Here is an 18176-nt window from a genome sequence, read left to right on the forward strand (position 1 = left end):
ACCCGTGCGCCTTGCGACGCAGGAAGCCGCGCTGGTAGCGTGTTCCGGACCATGTCTCAATCGAGGGCCGCAGGATGAGCTCCTCGCCCGGTCTGCTGCAGCCGAATACGCGGTTTCGCGATCGCTATCAGGTGCTGCGCGTCATCAAGGCGGGCGGCATGGGCGCCGTCTACGAGGTGATGGACGACGTCACCGCGGCGCGCCGCGCGCTCAAGGTGATGCTGCCCAGCCTCCTCGACAGCGAGGAGCTGCGCGCCCGCTTCGCCCTCGAGGCCCGCATCACCGGCATCATCGAGAGCGACCACATCGTCCGGACCTCGGACGCCGGCGTCGACGACGAGACAGGCACGCCGTTCATCGTCATGGAGCTGCTCCGCGGCGAGGAGCTCGGCAGCCTCCTCAAGAAGCGCGGCTCCCTCCCCCCCGAGGACGTCGCGATCTACCTGTTCCAGGCCGCGCTCGCGCTCGACAAGACGCACGCGGCGAACATCGTCCACCGCGACCTCAAGCCGGACAACCTGTTCGTCACGGTCCGCGACGACGGCTCGCCGTGCGTGAAGATCCTCGACTTCGGGATCGCCAAGGTCATCGAGCAGCACCACGCCTCCACGCTGACCCGGCAGATGCTCGGCACGCCCGTGTACATGGCGCCCGAGCAGATCCGGGCCGAGCGCAACGTCGGCCCGCGCGCCGACATGTACGCGCTCGGGCACGTCGCGTACGCGCTCCTCGTCGGCGAGTCGTACTGGTCCCAGGAGGCCGAGGCGATCCCGTCGCCGTACCTGCTCGCGGCCGAGCTGCTGCGCGGGGCGATGGAGTCGCCCAGCGTTCGCGCGGCGCGCCGGCGCTCCATCACGCTGCCGAGCGCGTTCGACGGCTGGTTCTTCAAGGCCACGGCGCTCAAGCCCGAGGACCGCTTCGACCGCGCGTCCACCGCGGTGGGCGCGCTCGCCGCCGCGCTCGAGGTGCCGCTCCCGCGGGCGTCGCGCGTCGTGCTCCTGCCCGATCCGCCGTCGCCGCGCCCGAGCCCGAGCGTGAACCCGAGCCCCACCGACCCGACGCAGCCCTCGCGGCCCGGCAAGTCGGCGGGCTTCGCCGACGTGCCGACCGTCACCGTGCCCGAGCTGTCCAAGACGCCGCCGTCGCGCCGCACCCCGCTCTCGCCCCCCTCGCCGCCGCCCGCGTCGAGGGCCCCGGAGCCCCGGTCCCGGCCGTCGGAGGCGCCGGGCCGGACGAGCTCCTCCACCGGCGAGCCGTCGAGGAAGTCCGATCCCACGTCGCGGCGCGAGCGCGCCGGGCAGCGGCGGTTCCACGTCCGGGCCGACACGACGACGGGGGTCCTCCACGTGAAGGTGTGGGGGTTCTGGGACGTCGAGGAGGGCAAGGCGTACCTCGACGACTTCCGCCAGAAGGCCGCGACGCTGCTCAAGCTCGGGAAGCCCTGGTACGTGCTCGCCGACATCGCGGACTTCCCGCCGCAGAAGCCCGACGTGAGCCCCTATGTCGAGCAGACCATGGCGTACGCGGTCGAGCACGGCATGCGCAAGGCGGCGAACCTCGTGAACAGCGCGCTCTCGAAGATGCAGATCTCCCGCCTGTCGGCCGCCATGGGGCTGCCCGAGTACTCGTTCTTCACCGCGGAGGCCGACGCCCTCGCGTGGCTCCTGAAGGGCTGAGCGGCCCCGCGCTCAGCCGAGGACGAACCGCCGGATGCGCCCGGCGAGGCTCCGCACCTTCTCCTCGGCCTCGTTGTAGCGCTCGGCCGCGTCGCGCAGGTGGGCCTGGCGCGAGGCCATGAGCAGGCTGAGCTCGATCACGAGCTGCGGGCGCGCCTCGATGATCGGCTGCAGCGCCTCCTTCGTGATCTGATAGAGCACCACCTCGTCGACGGCGCGCACCGTCGCGGTGCGCTCCTCGCCCGTGAGCAGCGCGAACTCCCCGAAGACGGCGCCCTTCTCGAGCGCCGCCACCGTCGAGTCCTGCCCGTCCGGGTGCCGCACCAGGACCTCGACCGCGCCGGACGCGACCACGAACATCGACGAGTCCCGCTGCCCCTGCAGCACGATCCGGTCGAGCGGGCCGTACTCGACCCGGCGCACCTTCGTGGCGAGCTTGCGGAGCTCGCGATCGAGCAGCGGCTTGAAGACCGGCGTCCTCCGGAGCAGCGTCATGATGTCCTCGGCGCTCGCCTCCCGCGGCGCCTTGCTCGGCTCGTCGAGCTCGATCGACGCCGCGGCCCCGTAGCCGTCGCGCCGCTGCAGCGCGGCGAGCAGCGACGGGTTCTTCTCCATGTACGCCTCGAGCAGGCTCGCGTTCCGCGGGATGCACTCGTCGCCCGTGTAGTCCATGAGGTGCCGCTCGGCGGCCCAGCGGGCCACGTCGTTCATCGACCTGCGGTACTGCCGGCACGCGGCGGGGAAGATGCCGTCCTGATCGCCGAAGAGCGCGGTCAGCGCCTCGGGCATGAGGCTGAGCCCGAACAGCCGCACGTCGCCGCGCTGGTGCCAGAGCGCGAAGTCGCGCCACCGCGGGTCGAGGTGCGCGAGCTCCGGGAACGCGAGCACGCTGTTCTTGAGCACCGCCCGCTCCGCGTCGCGGAACACCCGGTGCCACGTCTCCTGCGCGTTCCACAGGTTGGGGCCGGCGAGCTCGATCGCCTTCTGCAGGTCGGCGTGGTGGGCGTGCAGGAAGGCGAGCGTGGCCTTCTGCTTGCGCATCAGGTTCGTCAGGCTCACCGGACCCGCCGCGAAGAAGCCGGCGGCGCGCGGCGCGATGTGCCGCAGCTCCCAGACCTGCTTCCACGCCCCGACGTCGACCGCGGCGCGGATGGGCGCGAACGCCTCGCCGCGCTCGAAGGCCTCGCGCTCCCCCGGAGAGAGCATGTCCGGGTACTGATCCTTCACCGCCTCGAAGATGCCGAGGCACGTGAGCAGCTCGAGGTAGAGCCCCACGCGGAGGAGCCACCGGGGGTCCGGGAGGTTGCGCCGGTGCTGCTCGAGGTCCTGATGGATGGCCCGGAGGTACAGGAGGGCCTTGTCCATGCCGATGGTGAGCACGGGGAACCACGGGTGGTAGCCGACGTGGAGCTCGTCGATCCCGAGCGCCTGCTGCTGGAGCTCGGTGTCCGCCTTGACGAGCCGGTCGAGCAGGCGCGCGTAGAGCGAGCCGAAGCGGCCGGTGTCGAAGATCTCGATGTCCGTCGACTCGGAGGAGACCGTCCTGCCCGCCTCGCTGAGCTTGATCTCGACCCGGAGCTGCTGCCGGAACAGGCTCGCGAAGGTGAACGGATCGGCGCCGTCGGTGATGCGCCGCCGGAACGACTCGGGCAGGTCGATCCAGTGATAGCCGCCGCCGGTGTCCTCGCCCGGGGGGTGCGGCACGAGCTGCCGCGCCGGGGCGATGGTGGCGACGTAGACCGTCTGGTGGAACGAGTTCCACGGCGCGGGCTCGAGCATCGGGACCGGGTAGGACGACGTCGAGACCATCTGCGGGCTGAGCGGCAGGTCGAAGATGCCGGGCACCGGGCACGGCTCGCCTTCGCCGGGGCTCGCCGGGAGGAACCACGCCGACAGGGTCACCTCGAACGATCGCTCGAAGGGCGCGACGAACGCGTAGAGGTCGCGCAGCCGGTAGAGCAGCCACACCTCATCGCCGAGCTCCGACGGGTCGCCCGAGGTGTTGATGCAGCCGACGCGCTCGCTGCACCCGTGCCCCGGGTAGAGCGCCTCGTCGACCGGCCGCTTGCCCGGCTCGAACGGGATGAGCTCCAGCGACGGCGAGAGCTCGGCCGACTCTTCCTCCGGGCTCTGGCGCGCCTCGAGCTGCCGCAGGTACTGGCGGACCCGGGCGAGCTTGTCCTCCCAATCCATGCCTTCAACGCGGCTCATCAGCAGCCGCTTGAACTGCCTCTGGAACTCCTTCGGGGTCATCATGGTGCGTCCACCTGAGTTGCCGGGGAGGCCGGACAGCCGCCCTCCGCGAGAGCTTACCGGCTCCGCGCGCGCCGCGCGCTGCGATCAGCGCCGGCCTGCGCCCGCGCGATCCCCTTGCGGCGCCGCGCCCCGGAAGGTACGGGCTTGCGCCGTATGGCCATCGAGATCCGCGAGCTTCGGAAGGGCGACAAGAAGGTCCTCAAGGACTTCATCAACGTGGTCGACACGGTCTACGAGGGTGAGCCCAACTATATCCGGCCGCTCGACTTGGACATCTCCGATCGGCTCGACAAGAAGAAGAACCCGTTCTTCGAGCACGCCGAGGGCACGGCCTGGGTGGCGTACAAGGACGGACGGCCGGCGGGGCGGATCACCGCGCAGGTCGACCACGAGCACCTCCGGGTCCACCGCGACGAGACGGGCATGTTCGGCTTCTTCGATTCCATCGACGACGCCGAGACGGCGCAGGCGCTGCTCGCCGAGGCCGCGGGCTGGCTGCGCGCGCGCGGGATGAAGCGCATGCGGGGGCCCTACTCGCTCTCGATCAACGAGGAGATCGGCTGCCTCATCGAGGGCTTCGAGCACCCGGCGGTGCTGATGATGCCCTACCACCGGCCGCACCAGGGCCGGCTCATCGAGGCCGCGGGGCTCGAGAAGGTGAAGGACCTCTACGCGTGGCGCTACGAGGTCGGCGACATCCCCGCCCGGGCGCAGAAGGCCCACGCCGAGATCCTGGAGATGCCCGAGGTGCACACGCGCTGCGGCGATCCGAAGAACCTGCTCCGCGACATCCGCATCCTCATGGATGTCTTCAACGACGCCTGGAGCGACAACTGGGGCTTCGTCCCGATGACCGAGAAGGAGCTCGTCAAGTGGGCGGACGACGTGCGGCTCATCCTGCTGCCCGAGCTCACGAGGCTCACGTTCATCGACGGCGAGCCGGCCGCCGTGTCGCTCGGGCTGCCCGACCTCAACGACCTGATCAAGGACTTCCACGGCAAGCTCCTCCCGACCGGGATCTTCAAGCTGCTATGGCGGCTGCGCGTGCGCGGCCCCAAGAGAGGGCGCCTCGTCGTGCTCGGCATCCGCAAGAAGTGGCGCCACGTGCGGCGCTACGCCGGGCTCAGCGCCTTCCTCTACGTCGAGATGAACCGCGCGGCGCAACTGCTCGGCATGACGGGCGGGGAGCTCGGGTGGACGCTGGAGGACAACGCCGCCATCAACGCGGGCATCCGGCTGATGGGCGGCCGGCTCTACAAGAAGTACCGGGTCTACGAGCGGGCGCTCTGATCGACAGGGGCGCGGGAGGAGCGGATCGATGAGGGTGCTGGTCACGGGCGCGAGCGGGTTCCTCGGCTCGCACGTCGCCGAGCAGCTCGTGCAGAAGGGGCACAGCGTGGTGGCCCTCGTGCGGCGCTCGTCGAGCACGAAATTCCTGTCGTCGCTGCGCGGCGTCGAGCTCGCGTACGGCGCCATCGAGGACGCGGAGAGCGTCCGCCGCGCGGTCATGGGCGCGCCGGGCGTCGACGCGATCGTGCACTCGGCCGGGCTGGTCAAGGCGCGCGACGAGGCGGAGTTCTTCCGGGTCAACGTCGGCGGCACGCGGAACATGCTCGACGCCGCGAAGGCCGCGCCGTCCATGAAGCGGTTCGTGTTCGTCTCGAGCCTCGCCGCCATCGGCCCGAGCCTCGACGGGCGCCCCGTCCTCGCCGACGCGCGCCCGTCCCCGGTGACGCGCTATGGGCGCTCGAAGCTCGAGGCCGAGCGGCTGGTCCTCGCGGAGAAGGACGCGTTGCCCGTCGTCGTCCTGCGCCCCCCGATGATCTACGGCCCGCGCGATCAGGAGTCGTTCGCGTTCTTCCAGAGCGTCGCGCGCCGCTTCCTCCCGATGCTCGGCGACGGCACGAACACGCTCAGCGTCATCTACGCCTCGGACGCTGCCGCCGCGTGCATCCGCGCGCTCGAGGCCGACGTGCCGAGCGGCCGGGCCTACTTCATCGACGACGGCAGCGTGTACGTGTGGCGCGACATGCTGGCGCACGTCGAGGCGGCGCTCGGCGCGCGGGCGCTCGTCCGCTTCGGCGTGCCGTTCCCGCTCATGCGGGGCGCGGCGCTCGCGAGCGAGGGGATCGGCCGCCTCACCGGCAAGCCCGTGATGCTGACGCGCGACAAGCTGAACGAGCTCGCCGCGTCGCACTGGGTCTGCGACTCGGGCGACGCCCGCCGCGAGCTCGGCTGGGAGCCGCAGGTGGGATGGGCCGAGGGGACGCGCAGGGCGGTCGCCTGGTACCGCGAGCACGGCTGGCTGTGACGTGACGCCGCGCCGCGCGCCGTTTGACGCTCGCCCGCGGCCTCCGTACGGTAAACGCATGTCCCGCTGTCCGCCGGCTGCCCCGGGCCTCGTCGCGATGGCGCTCGGCCTGGCGGCCGCGCCGGCGCTGGCCGACGATCCGCCTGGCGGCGGCGCCGCCGCGCCGCACGCGCCGCGCGACGGCGGCGCCGCGGCGGCGGAGGCCGCATCGGGCGCCGCGACGAGCGCCGCGGCGCCCCGGTCGGCCCTGCGCGGCGCCGTCGTCGTGGCGGTGGACGATGCGAGCGCCGAGGCCGCTCGAGCGCTCGCGCGCGCGCTCTACCGCGACCCCGCGCTGCGCCCGCCCATCGACGAGGCGGCCGCGCAGGTGCTCACCGGCGATCCGCCGCGACCCGACGCGCCGGCCGCCGTGAAGGAGCTCGCCGAGGTGCGCCGCTCCGCCGGTCGCGCCGAGTCCGAGCCGGTCGCGCGCAGCCTGCTCGCGTCGCTCGGCGCGGGCGCGGGCGCGGCGCTCGTCGTGGCGGTGACCACGGCGCACGGCCACCCCGTGGCCCGCGTGCTCCGGGTCGCGGGCGCGAGCTACGCGCCGCTCGAGCTCGGCGCGACGGTCCAGCGCGCTGCGGGCGGCGCGGCCGCCCCCGCCGCTGCGACGTTCGACTGGCCCGGCGCGGGCGCGGCCGTCCGCGCGCTGCTCGCCGGCGACGCCCGCGCGGCAGGCGCGACCGATCGCGCCGCAGCGCCGCCCGCGTCCGCCCACGCAGCGCCGCAGCGCGGCCCCGTGGGCCCTCGCGCGGGCGTCGACCTGACGGCGTCGAAGGCGCCGGCGGGCGACCAGGGCGCGCCGGCGCAGCGCTCGATGTGGAGCTCGCCCTGGTTCTGGGGTCCGCTCGCGGGCGTGGTCGCGACCGGCATCGTGGTGCTCGTGCTCGCCCAGACGAGCGACGGCGACGGCGACACCGTGCACCTCCGGGGTCGGATCGCTCCATGACGCGCTCCGGCCGGCGCAGCTCGGTGGCGTTGGGGCTGCGGCTCACCGCGCTCCTTTGCCTCGCGCTCGCCGCCGCGCCCTCGCGCGCCGCCAGCGCCGCGCCCCGCGTCTACGACGCGCCCGCTGCGGCGGAGAGCGGCGCTGCCGCTCCCTCCGTCCCGCCGCCCCCGCCGGAGTACCTCACCCAGGATCTCGGCTGGATCGAGCTCGCCTACCACCCGTCGACCCGCGATCGCGTCCGCCCCTTGTTCTCCCGAGCCGACGCCGTCCGCGCCGAGCTCGGCGCCCTGCTCGGCCGCGAGGCGCTCGTCGCCCCGGTGAAGGTCCGGATCGCCGCCTCCCCGGCCGAGCTCGACCGGCTCGTCCCCGGCAGCGTCGCGGGCCCGGCGACCGCCGTCTCCTTCGGCGCGCTGCGGCTCGCCGTCCTGAGCGACGCCCCGCGGCTCGGCGTCGACGCGCCCGATCTCGAGAGCGCCTTCCGCCACGCGCTCGCGCACCTGGCCCTCGACGAGACGACGGGCGGCGCCCCGATCCCGCGCTGGTTCCACGAGGGGTTCGCCGCCCACGCCGCCGGCGACGGCGTCGCCCGCCGCGCGCAGCGGCTCTCCATCGCCGCGCTCCGGGGGCGCCTCCTCCCGCTCGACGAGCTCGAGGCGAGCCTCTCGGACGCCGAGGACACGGCCGGCTCCCTGGCTCACGCGCAGGCGGCCGACGTCGTCCGCTACCTCGTCGAGGTCGAGCGCCGGCAGCGCTTCACGCGCGCCCTCGAGGATGTGCGCGCCGGGATCCCGCTCGAGGCCGCGCTCGAGGCCGCGTACGCCTCCACCGGCCGCGAGCTCGAGCTCGCGTGGCGCGCCGACGTCGCGCGCCGCTACGGCTTCGTCCCGGTGCTGGCCGGCTCGCTGCTGCTGGTCGCGCTGGTCGTGGCGGGCAAGCTGGCCGTGCAGCGGCTCCGCGCCCGCAGGTCGCTGCCGCCGCCGGCGCCGCGCCGGCGGCTCCGCGCGGCGCGCGAGGCAGTGGAGATTCGCCACCGGTCCTCGCGCCCGTCCACGGCCCAGCTCGTGGCCACCCTGGGCGCCCGGCATCGCAGCGACGGGGACGGCGACACGGACGTCCCGAAGGTGGAGCACAACGGCCAGTGGCACACGCTCCACTGAACGCCGCGGAAGAAGGCCGCCCCGGGCCCGGCCGCGCCCAGCCGCGGCGCCGCCTGGTCGAGCTCGCGCTCGGCGCGGCCTGGCTCGTCGGCCTCGCCGCCGCCTTGCAGATCGTCTCCGCGCTCCTGTCGTCCAGCCCGCTCGCCGCGGCGCTCGCCGGCGCCGTCGTCGCGGACCTTGTCGCGTCGCGGGCGGGCGTGCAGTGGATCGACCCGCTGGAGCCGGAGGGCCCGGGCCGCCGCGCGCGCCTCGCCCGCCGCGTCGGGCTCGGCGCGGCGCTGGGCGCCCTCGCCGTGCTGCTGACGCTCGGCGTCTCCGCGCTCCTCGGCTGGGCGACCGTCGACGCTGGCGCGCCCTCGGCGAGCTTCGGCTTCGCCGTGGCGCGCGCGGTCGCCCTCGCCGCCCGCGACGAGCTCCTGCTCACCGGCATTCCGTTCGCCACCGCGGCGCGCGCCGGCATCTCGAGCCGCTACGCGATCGCCTTCTCCGCCCTCGCGCACGGCGCCGCCCTCGGGCTCGCGCCGGGCGCGACCGCGTCGAGCTTCGCCCTCGCCGCGGCGCTCGGCGCGCTCGCCGCGGCGCTCTTCCTGCGCTGCCGCGGCGCGTTCGCGCCGGTCGCCGCCCACGCGAGCTTCACCGCGCTCGCGGGCGCGGGCCTGCGCGGCTCCCTGCTCGACGTCACGTGGGTCGACGGCGCCCTCGCGGCGGGGGCGCGGGCCTTCGGCCGGCCTGCCTGGCTCGCCGCGGCCGCGCTCGCGGTCCTGGCCGCGTTCGTCCTGCGCGCCGGCGCACCCCGCCCTCGCCGCCCGGCGCCGTGAGCGCCCCCGCCCCGCGGCCGCCGCCGGGCCCTCCCTGACGCTCGCCGCGCCGGCATGAGACGCCCCTCGCCCGCGTTGAAGCCCCGGACAGCGGCGCTCGCGGCGCCGCGCGCACCGCGGCCGCGCGCTCGACCTCTCCCTCATCTCCCTCATCCAACTTCCGGCGCTCGGCGCGCCAACGTCCGCCGAACCGACACCGACAGTTCACAGCACCGTGCGAGGACGGGCCGCGCCGCTGCGAAACCCGTGTAACGCCCTGCGCACCATCGCACAGCGCCTCACCACCCGGACACGGCTATGTCATATTTCAGCGCACCGCGTCAAATGCACGTTGACGCGACGCCTTCGCGGCATCAACGATCGGATATGCATTGGAAGGGAATCCGTCAGATTGCGCCGGTGACGCTGCTCGTTCTCGCGTCGACGGGCTGCGGCATGGCGACGATGGTCGACACGAACACGCGCTCCATCCAGGCGACCACCGAGGAGATGAGGCGCACGCGGTCGACGATCGAGGATTCGAATCGGACGCTGCGGGACTCGCAGCAGAGCCTCGATCGGCTGGCCGAGCTGCGCCAGCCGATGGAGAAGGTCGCCGAGATGCAGGAGGCGATGGAGCGGCTGGCCGAGCTCAAGGGGTCGATGGACGCGATGCAGCAGAGCCTGCAGGCGACCGCGAGCCTCGAGCAGTCGATGGACCGGCTGAGCGAGATGAAGGCGACGATCGCGGCGATGAACGAGAGCCTCGCGGGCATCCGCGCCCCGCTCGAGGACGTCGCCGCCCTGAACGCGCCGATGCGCGACGTCGCCGCCCTGAACGCTCCGATGCGCGACGTCGCCGGGCTGAGGCAGCCGATGGAGCAGGTCGCGACGCTGCGCGAGCCGATGCAGGAGGTGAGCAAGCTGTCGGCGCCGATGGAGGAGATGAGCCAGCTCGGGAGCGACGCCTCGCGCCAGACCGGCCTCATCGCCGCCGGCCTGCTCGGCTGGGGTCTCGTGACGTTCCTCGGCGTCTACTTCGGTGTCCAGGCCGGCACCCGCCGCCAGCAGCGCCTCGCGCAGGGCGACGACGGCGCGAGCGCGGCGCAGCCCAAGCCCGCGCCCCGCATCCTCCCCGAGAGCCAGCGCTTCGAGGGCCGGACGCCGATCAAGTCGGCGTGATCGTCCTCTGACGATCGCGCCTCGCCAGCCGGCGAGCTGCGGAGCCCTCCGCCGCTCGCCGGCTGCGCTCCCACATCATCTCCTGTTCAACGATACGCGTCCCAGAGCGCCGACATGCGAGCAGTCTGGCCCGCGGTGAACGAGTCCATGCACGCATCGTCGGTGTAATCCATGAAGTTCGTGATCGGGTCGAGCCCGCCGCCCCTGCAGGTGTCGCGGTTCATCGGGCAGCCATACGCGGCGCTGCGCTCAGGTTCGGTGTCGTCGATCCCGTCACCGCCCTTGGCGCTGCAGCCGCCCTGGAAGGTGTGGTAGAGGCCGAGCCAGTGACCGACCTCATGCGTCCCGGTATCTCCCAGGTTGTACGGCGCCGCGCTGCCGCCCGGCAACGAGGAGTACAGGATGACGACGCCGTCGTCGCTCGGCTTCGCCGCGTAGTCCTTGGGGAACGTCGCCCAGCCGAGTAGACCGCCGCCCAGGTTGGCGGTGTAGAGGTTGAGGTGGTCGGGCCCCCCCTTGCGGAGCGCCGTCTTGGCCTGCCGTTCGGCCACGGAGCCGAGCGACATGGTGTACCAGGTCGCGTTCGTGGTCCGGTCGACCGAGGCCAGAACGAAGCTGAAGCGCGTGGTCGCGTAAGCGTCGTTGAGCACCGCGATCTGGGCGTCGATCATGGACTGGGGCACGTCGCCGTTCCGTATACCCGTTCCCTTGTTGATGACGTGGAAGTGCACGGGGATCTCGACCTGCGCATCCGCGGTGAATCCGGCCGCCACCCGGCTGCGGACGAACTGGTCGACCGCATCCCTCTCAGCCTCACTCAGCTCGACGGTCGCGCAGCTGCGCCGGAGGGGAGCCGGCGCGGCCTCCACCTGCTCGGGCTCGGCGTCGACGACGGCCGGCGCTTCCTGCTCCGCCGGGGCCGAGGGTTCGCCGTTGCACGCGGCGGCGCTCAAGCCAGCGATCAAGACTAAGGCAAGTACTTCCGCACACGTCCGAGCTCGCATGGACATTCTCCTTGGTTCAGGCCCCGCAAAGGAAGCAGGAATATATATCCGCGATGACAATCAGTTCAATTCCAAAAGGGCTGATTTCACGCACGACGACATGGTGAGATTCCACGTCTTGGTCATCTTGCGTCATCTCGACGAACGCCAGCGGGTCCCTCGAGCGCGCGCCCCGATGACGCGGCGCAACGACGCGCGCGGAGCGACACCTCGGATGCTCCAACATGGAGCGATCGCTCCATTATGGAGCACGCGGCGAGACCGGCGCTTTCCAGGAGTGGCCCTCGAGTCGAGACCAGACGCAACGACCGGGACGATGGCGGTTCCGCCCGTTCCATGTCCTCTGCGTATTCAGCAGCAGGCTCGGGGAGCTCACCCAGGTTTCGAAAAGCCTTCTGAGGACACCGCGCCGCGGCTCATCCGCCTGGCCTGTGCAGTTTGAGCCACGCTCGAATCGAGACCCCACGAGGTTGTCCAACTCGCCATCTGCCATCTTCTCGACCTCGGACCCACGGCCGCGCTCGCTGTGCCGGCTCGCTCCGGGCTGCGTGGCGCACGCGCGCCCGCGGCCGCGGCGGGAGACGGCGCGCTCGCCGGCCTGGAGGTCCCTCGGCGGCGGCCTCGCCCAGCGCGGGCGCGGCGGGCGAGCCGCGCGGTGATCGGGCGATCTCGCTCGCCCCCGCGGCTGCCGGGGGCGCGCGTCCGGCGAGCTCCGTGCATCCCGATTGCAGTACTGTCCTGGCGACGGTAGATGTCTCGCATGGCGCGTACAAAAGCAGGTCAGTCCGCGGAGCAGCTCCGCGAGCAGATCCGGGCGACCGGCCTACGAGCCACCTCGCCGCGCATCGCCGTGCTGCAGAGCCTGGGCCGCTCGCGCACGCCCGTCAGCCACGCCGAGCTCGCGGCCGAGCTCGCCCCCAAGGGGTGGGATCGCGCCACCATCTACCGGAACCTGATCGATCTCACGAATGCGGGGCTCGTGCGCCGCACCGACATGGGCGACCACCTGTGGCGGTTCGAGCTGCGGGAGGGCAGCGGTGAGCACGCGAAGGACGAGCACCCGCACTTCATGTGCGATACGTGCGGAGATGTGCTCTGCCTCCCCGACGAGAGCATCGAGATCAAGGCGGCGCGCGGCGCGCCCCGTGCGCTGCGCCGCAAGGGTCTCCAGATCCAGATCAAGGGCCGCTGCGACCGGTGCGTGCAGCCCTGAGCCGGGCGCGCGGGGTCGCGCGGCAGCCCTGAGCCGCGCGCCGGGCTGAGCCGCGCGCCGGTCCTAGCCGCGCGCCGGGCTGAGCCGCGCGCCGCTCCTAGCCGCGCGCCGGTCCTAGCCGCGCGCCGGGCTGAGCCGCGCGCCGGTCCTAGCCGGAGCCTGCGGCGCCGCGCGCCAGCCCTGAGCTCAGGCCTGCCGGAGCAGCGTGGCGAGCCCGAGGCGCGCGAAACGCGCCGCCTGCGGGGACGCGACGGCTCATTGCAGCTCGATTGCAACATCAATTTGATGTTGATTGGGGTCCGTGGCTCGGGCATAGCCCCCGCGTCCATGCTCGCGCTCGCCGTCGCCCTGTCGATCGTCGGCCTCGCCACGGGGCCGCTCCTCGTGGCGCTCGGCCGGCGAAGGGCGCTGCCGATGTCGGCGCTCGACGGGCTGACGCTCGGGCTCGTCCCCACCCTGGTCCTCGCGCGCCACCTCCCGCACGCGGTCGAGGAGATCGGGCCGCAGGCGGTCCTCTGGACGGCGCTCGGGTACGTCGCGCTCTCGCTCACGGAGCACCGGCGGCGCGACACCGGCGAGGTCCTGGGCCGGGAGATCGCGTTCTCGGCGCTCGCCGTCCACGGGCTGCTCGACGGCGCCGGGCTCGCGCTGGCCGCGGCCGCGGTCGACGGCGGCGCAGACGGGCTGCTCATCGCGAGCGCCGTGCTCGTGCATCGGCTCCCCGAGGGGCTGTCGCTCGCGGCGCGCTTCCTGCCAGCCTGGGGGTGGCGGCAGCTCGCCCTGCGCCTCGGTCTGCTCGGGGTGCTCACGCTCCTCGGCGCCCTCCTCGGGCAGCGCCTCATGGACAGTCTCCCGCACGCGTCGCTCGAGGTGTTCATCGCGCTCGGCCTCGGCGTCCTCCTGCGGCTCGTCGTCCACACGCACGAGGCGCCGCCCCGGAGCCAGACGGCGCGTGCCGCGAGCGCCGTCGCCTTCGTCTCGGGGCTCTGCGCCGCGCTCGCGCTCCCCGGCGAGGAGAGCGTCTTCGGGCACTCCCACGGGTCCGAGCTGTCGATCGCCGAGTCGCTGGGCTCGCTGTTCGTCGCGACGGCGCCCGCGATGCTCGCAGGGCTCGCCGCGGCGGGGCTCCTGCGCGCGTTCCTCCCGCGTCGCGCGACCAGACGGCCGCGCGGCGGCGCTCCGGTCGCCGCGATGGTCTCCCTCGCCGCGTTCGCGCCGGCGCTCGACGTGGGCGGCGCGCTGCTGTCGCTGCGGCTGCTCGGCCTGCCGCTCACCGCGGCGCGCGTCGCGGGCAGCGCCCTCCTCGCCGTGCTGCTCGCGCTCCTCGTCGCCAGGGCGTCCGGGGCTCCCGGCGCGGCGCCGCGCAGCAGCGCGCCGGCCGGCGTCGCGGGCGCTGCCGCGTCGCTGGGCGCGCGACTCCGCTCCGCCGCCGCCGAGGCCGCCGGTCCGGCGCTCGACCGCGTGGCCGCGTGGTACCTCGTCGGCCTCGTGCTCGCCGCCGTCCTCGAGGCGACGCTCGATCCGGCCGCCGCGCGCGCGCTCGGCGCGCCGGCCGGCGTCGTGGTGAGCGCCCTCGTCGCGGCGCCCGTCTACGTGTGCGCGCATGGCGCGGCGCCGCTCGCCGCCGTGATGGTCCACAAGGGGCTCTCGGTCGGCGCGGCGGTCGCGCTCCTCGTGGCGGGGCCCTCGACCAGCGCCGCGGCGCTCGCCGCGCTGAAGCGGTCGCTCGGCGCGCGCGCCGCCGCCGCCTTCGCGCTCTCCAGCGTCGCCCTCGCCGTCGCGATCGGCCTCGTCGCGAACGCGCTCGTCCCCGCCGCCGCGGTCCCTGAGCTCCACGGCCTCGCCGCCCGCGAGCACGCCCCGATCGCGTGGATGTGCGCGGCGGCGCTCGGCGCGCTCCTGCTCTCGAGCTTCGCGCGGCTCGGGCCTCGCGCGTGGTTCGCCGGCATGCTCGGCGAGGGCGACGCGCCTGCGCCCGGGCCGGCGGAGCCGCACGCGCCCGACGCGCACGCGCACGCGCATCGCTGCGACGCGCACGGCGCGCCGGGCGACCGCCGCGCGCACGCGCCCGCCGCGAGCACCAGCGCGCCGCGCATCTGACGCCGAGCGCGCGCGACCCTTCGTTCCACGAAACGCCGCGCGCAGCCCGCGGCCGGCCCGCGCGCAGCCCGCCGCTGGCCGGCGCGGGAGCGCCGCTCGCGGTGGCAGGGGACCGCGGCCGAGGGGCGCCGCTCAGCGGGTCCAGTACCTGCCGAGGAGCACGAGCACCATCGCCCAGAACACGACGACGAGCCCCGCCGCGACGAGCATGGCCGGCGGAAGGCGCCTGCCGTGCTGCACGAGCCGCCCCAGCGTCCCGGCCGCGCCGCCGCCGCGCATCGCGGCGCTCTCCGGCGCGAGGGTGTCGCCCAGCACGACGTCCGAGGCGCGCCGCCCCCGCTGCCCCCGGAAGCGCGCGGCGCGCAGCTCGCGGAGCACGGCCTCGAGCTCCTTCGCGAGCACGCCCGCCGAGGCGCTCCGATCGTCGCGCTCGCGCCGGAGGCAGGCGTCGACGATGCGGCAGAGGCGCGGCGGGAGCCCAGGCCTGCGCGAGGCGATCGGATCGCAGTCCTTGCTCAGGATGCGGACCATGAGCGCGTTGTAATTCGGCGCCTGGTGCGGGAGCGTCCCGGTCAGCGCCTCGTACATGACGACGCCCAGCGACCAGATGTCGGCGCGGCCGTCGAGGTCCTCGCGCCCCGCGGCCTGCTCCGGCGACATGTAGGCCGGCGAGCCGACGACGCAGCCCGTGTGGGTCAGCGCGAAGTTGTGCTCTCTCTCCAGCACCTTGCTGATCCCGAAGTCGAGGATCTTCCCCACGAGCTCGCCCAGGTGGTTCCTGTGCACGTAGATGTTCGCGGGCTTGAGATCGCGGTGGATGATCCCCTGCTGGTGCGCCATGTCGAGCGCCCGCGCGAGGCCGATGAAGATCTCGACGAGCGTCTCCGGCTCGATCGTGTGCTCGCGGCGCAGCCACTCGTCGAGCCCCTCGCCGATGAGCAGCTCGAACACGAGGAACGGCGAGCCGTCCTCGGCCTGACCGAGGTCGAGGATCTCGACGATGCTGGGGCTCCGCACGCGCCCGCTCGCCTTCGCCTCGTTGAAGAAGCGCTGGAGCGCGACGGCGTCCTCGGCCACCTCGGGGCGCATCACCTTGAGCGCCACGTCACGATCGATGAGCTCGTTCTTCGCGGCCCACACCGACCCGCTGGCGCCTCGGCCCAGGAGCTTCACGAGCCGGTAGCGAGACTGGATGAGATCGCCGGGGTTCACTGCTGCGCCGAGGTGTCTCCGGGGAAGCTCCGGGAGGGGGATGCCTTACCCCCGACCTACATCAGAGACGGGTCGGAGGATAACCCGGCGCATGGGCGAGCGGTACCGCGGGCCGCTCGGTCCAGCAGGAAGCAAAAGTTCGCGAGGCGCGGAGACGGCAGCCGGCTTCGCGCCCCGAGGGGCCGCAGCGATGGACGGAACAGTACTTCGAGGCGCCGCGGCGCCTCTCCTCGGCGTCACCGGCGCTCGACGAACGGGGCGGCGAGCGATGAAGAGCGCGGGCAGCGAGGGTCACAGCGCGGTCTTCCGTGCGCCGGACCCTGCGCTGCCCCTCGGGCGGGGGCGATCAGACGTCGTAGTAGAGGAAGAACTCGTGCGGGACCGGGCGGAGCCGGATCGCGTCGACCTCGCGCTCGCGCTTGTAGTCGATCCAGGTCTTGATGATGTCGCGGGTGAAGACGTCGCCGCGGAGGAGGAACTCGTGGTCGCGCTCGAGGGCGCTGAGCGCCTCGTCGAGCGAGCCCGGCATGTGCGGCACTTCCTTGAGCTCCTCGGGCGAGAGCGCGTAGATGTCCTTGTCGAGCGGGTCGCCCGGGTCGATCCGGTTCTGGATGCCGTCGAGGCCGGCCATCATCATCGCCGCGAAGGCGAGGTACGGATTGCAGCTCGCGTCCGGGAAGCGGACCTCGATGCGGCGGCCCTTCGGGCTGTTGCCGGGCGGCAGCGGGATGCGGATCGAGGCCGAGCGGTTGCGGCTCGAGTACGCGAGGTTCACGGGCGCCTCGTAGCCCGGGACGAGCCGGCGGTAGCTGTTCGTCGTCGGGTTGGTGAGCGCGGCGATCGACTTCGCGTGCTTCAGGATGCCGCCGATGTACCAGAGGCCCGTGTCGGACAGCCCGGCGTAGCCGTCGCCGGCGAAGAGCGGCTTGCCCTCCTTCCAGAGCGACTGGTGGCAGTGCATGCCGCTGCCGTTGTCGCCGAAGAGCGGCTTCGGCATGAACGTCACCGACTTGCCGTGCTTGCGGCCGACGTTCTTGATGACGTACTTGAACCACATGAGGTTGTCGGCCATCGAGGTCAGCGTCGAGAACTTGATGCCGATCTCGCACTGCCCGGCCGACGCCACCTCGTGGTGGCCGACCTCGACCGCGATGCCGGTCTCGATCAGCGTGGTCATCATGTCGGCGCGCAGATCCGCGAGCGTGTCGGTCGGCGGAACGGGGAAGTAGCCCTCCTTCGACCGGATCTTGTGGCCGAGGTTCACGCCGGCCTTGCCGGTGTTCCAGACCGCCTCCTCGCTGTCGATCTCGTAGAAGGCGCCGCGCGGCGAGCTCTCGTAGCGGATCGAGTCGAAGATGAAGAACTCGGCCTCGGGCCCGAAGTAGGTCGTGTCAGCGATGCCGCTCTGGCGGAGGTGGTTCTCCGCCTTCTGGGCGATGTAACGGGGGTCGCGGCCGTAGGGCTGGCCGGTGACGGGGTCGCTGATCTTGCAGATCAGGCTGAGCGTCTTCTGGGCGTGGAAGGGGTCGAGCTTCGCCGTCGCCGGATCGGGCGTCATCAGCATGTCGCTCGCGTTGATCGGCTGCCACCCGCGCACCGAGGAGCCGTCGAAGCCGAGCCCCTCCTCGAAGATGTCCTCGTTCAGACGGGACACCGGGACGGTCGTGTGCTGCCAGATGCCGGGCAGATCGATGAACTTGAGATCGACAAATTTTACGTCGTTTTCCTTCGCAAACGCGACGACATCTTTGGCCTTCATGATCTTCTCTTTCCTCGCTGACTCGCTGCTCTCGCTGGATGTGATTCTACGGCGCGCGGGCTCCTGCTGGCTGCTAGCTGCCTGGGTTGTCGAGCCTGCGACCCGCCGCGAATGCCCTGTGACGCTCTGCCCGCGGCTCGCCTAGATGGCGTCCTCGCCGCGCTCCCCCGTGCGGATCCGCACGGCCTCCTCGACGGGGACGACGAAGATCTTGCCGTCGCCGATCCGACCCGTCTTGGCGCTCTTCTCGATGGCGTCGATCACGTCGCCGACCAGGCTGTCCGGCACGACGATGTCGACCTTCACCTTCGGGACGAAGTCGACGACATACGCCGACCCTCGATAGACCTCCTTCTTGCCGCCGGTCCGACCGAAGCCCTTTACCTCGGTCACCGTCATGCCCTGAATCCCGACCTCGGCGAGGGCGTCCTTGACCTCGTCGAGCTTGAACGGCTTGATGATCGCCTCGACCTTTTTCATTGCGCACGCCTGTGGTGACCGGGCGCCCGCCGGGGTAAAAT

14 protein-coding genes are annotated in these 18176 nt (G+C 72.9%); 9 read left to right on the top strand and 5 right to left on the bottom strand.

Annotation, left to right across the window (positions count from 1 at the left end; genetic code table 11):
* The first annotated feature begins 74 nt into the window (after window positions 1–74).
* A complete protein-coding gene (locus WMF20_RS40555) occupies window positions 75–1676 on the top strand; it encodes a serine/threonine-protein kinase (protein ID WP_437607083.1) in 1602 nt (533 codons plus the stop codon).
* Between the two features lie 12 nt (window positions 1677–1688).
* Here the strand turns inward: WMF20_RS40555 and WMF20_RS40560 are convergent, their stop codons facing one another.
* Window positions 1689–3932, bottom strand: coding sequence for a cyclic nucleotide-binding domain-containing protein (locus WMF20_RS40560; RefSeq protein WP_129579295.1), 2244 nt, complete (start codon window positions 3930–3932; stop codon window positions 1689–1691).
* Window positions 3933–4085: 153 nt separating this feature from the next.
* Between WMF20_RS40560 and WMF20_RS40565 the strand changes: the two genes are divergently transcribed.
* From WMF20_RS40565 to WMF20_RS40590, 6 genes are all read left to right on the top strand, one after another.
* Window positions 4086–5222 (top strand): hypothetical protein, encoded by a 1137-nt coding sequence (locus WMF20_RS40565; RefSeq protein WP_129579296.1) that lies wholly within the window; start codon window positions 4086–4088, stop codon window positions 5220–5222.
* A 28-nt stretch (window positions 5223–5250) separates the two neighbouring features.
* Window positions 5251–6243: an NAD-dependent epimerase/dehydratase family protein gene (locus WMF20_RS40570; RefSeq protein ID WP_129579297.1), complete on the top strand. Its 993-nt coding sequence runs from the start codon at window positions 5251–5253 to the stop codon at window positions 6241–6243.
* 58 nt (window positions 6244–6301) lie between these two features.
* Window positions 6302–7231 (top strand): hypothetical protein, encoded by a 930-nt coding sequence (locus WMF20_RS40575; protein WP_437607084.1) that lies wholly within the window; start codon window positions 6302–6304, stop codon window positions 7229–7231.
* Window positions 7228–8388: a peptidase MA family metallohydrolase gene (locus WMF20_RS40580; RefSeq protein WP_437607085.1), complete on the top strand. Its 1161-nt coding sequence runs from the start codon at window positions 7228–7230 to the stop codon at window positions 8386–8388. The genes WMF20_RS40575 and WMF20_RS40580 overlap by 4 nt, the downstream gene beginning before the upstream one ends.
* Complete coding sequence (locus tag WMF20_RS40585) at window positions 8370–9206, top strand: type II CAAX prenyl endopeptidase Rce1 family protein (protein WP_437607086.1); 837 nt, start codon at window positions 8370–8372, stop codon at window positions 9204–9206. Before WMF20_RS40580 ends, WMF20_RS40585 begins: the two co-directional genes overlap by 19 nt.
* A 399-nt stretch (window positions 9207–9605) precedes the next feature.
* Complete coding sequence (locus WMF20_RS40590) at window positions 9606–10367, top strand: hypothetical protein (protein ID WP_437607087.1); 762 nt, start codon at window positions 9606–9608, stop codon at window positions 10365–10367.
* Between the two features lie 86 nt (window positions 10368–10453).
* Here the strand turns inward: WMF20_RS40590 and WMF20_RS40595 are convergent, their stop codons facing one another.
* The gene (locus WMF20_RS40595; RefSeq protein WP_437607088.1) at window positions 10454–11371 is read right to left on the bottom strand and encodes a zinc metalloprotease; all 918 of its coding nucleotides are present in this window, start codon (window positions 11369–11371) and stop codon (window positions 10454–10456) included.
* Between the two features lie 760 nt (window positions 11372–12131).
* On the opposite strand from WMF20_RS40595, the gene WMF20_RS40600 reads away from it, so the two are divergent.
* Window positions 12132–12584 (top strand): Fur family transcriptional regulator, encoded by a 453-nt coding sequence (locus WMF20_RS40600; protein WP_020740272.1) that lies wholly within the window; start codon window positions 12132–12134, stop codon window positions 12582–12584.
* 327 nt (window positions 12585–12911) lie between these two features.
* Window positions 12912–14684: a permease gene (locus tag WMF20_RS40605; RefSeq protein WP_437607089.1), complete on the top strand. Its 1773-nt coding sequence runs from the start codon at window positions 12912–12914 to the stop codon at window positions 14682–14684.
* 132 nt (window positions 14685–14816) lie between these two features.
* On the opposite strand, the gene WMF20_RS40610 is transcribed toward WMF20_RS40605, so the two are convergent.
* From WMF20_RS40610 to WMF20_RS40620, 3 genes are all read right to left on the bottom strand, one after another.
* Window positions 14817–15896 carry a serine/threonine-protein kinase gene (locus tag WMF20_RS40610; RefSeq protein WP_437607090.1) on the bottom strand — a complete coding sequence of 360 codons (1080 nt, stop codon included), beginning with the start codon at window positions 15894–15896 and terminating at the stop codon, window positions 14817–14819.
* Window positions 15897–16242: 346 nt separating this feature from the next.
* On the bottom strand, window positions 16243–17655 hold the full coding sequence (gene glnA, locus WMF20_RS40615) for a type I glutamate--ammonia ligase (RefSeq protein ID WP_437607091.1): 1413 nt from the start codon (window positions 17653–17655) through the stop codon (window positions 16243–16245).
* A gap of 141 nt (window positions 17656–17796) precedes the next feature.
* Window positions 17797–18135 (bottom strand): P-II family nitrogen regulator, encoded by a 339-nt coding sequence (locus tag WMF20_RS40620; protein WP_129579303.1) that lies wholly within the window; start codon window positions 18133–18135, stop codon window positions 17797–17799.
* Window positions 18136–18176 lie beyond the last annotated feature (41 nt).

Source organism: Sorangium sp. So ce834 (assembly GCF_051521425.1).
GTDB lineage: Bacteria > Myxococcota_A > Polyangia > Polyangiales > Polyangiaceae > Sorangium > Sorangium cellulosum_D.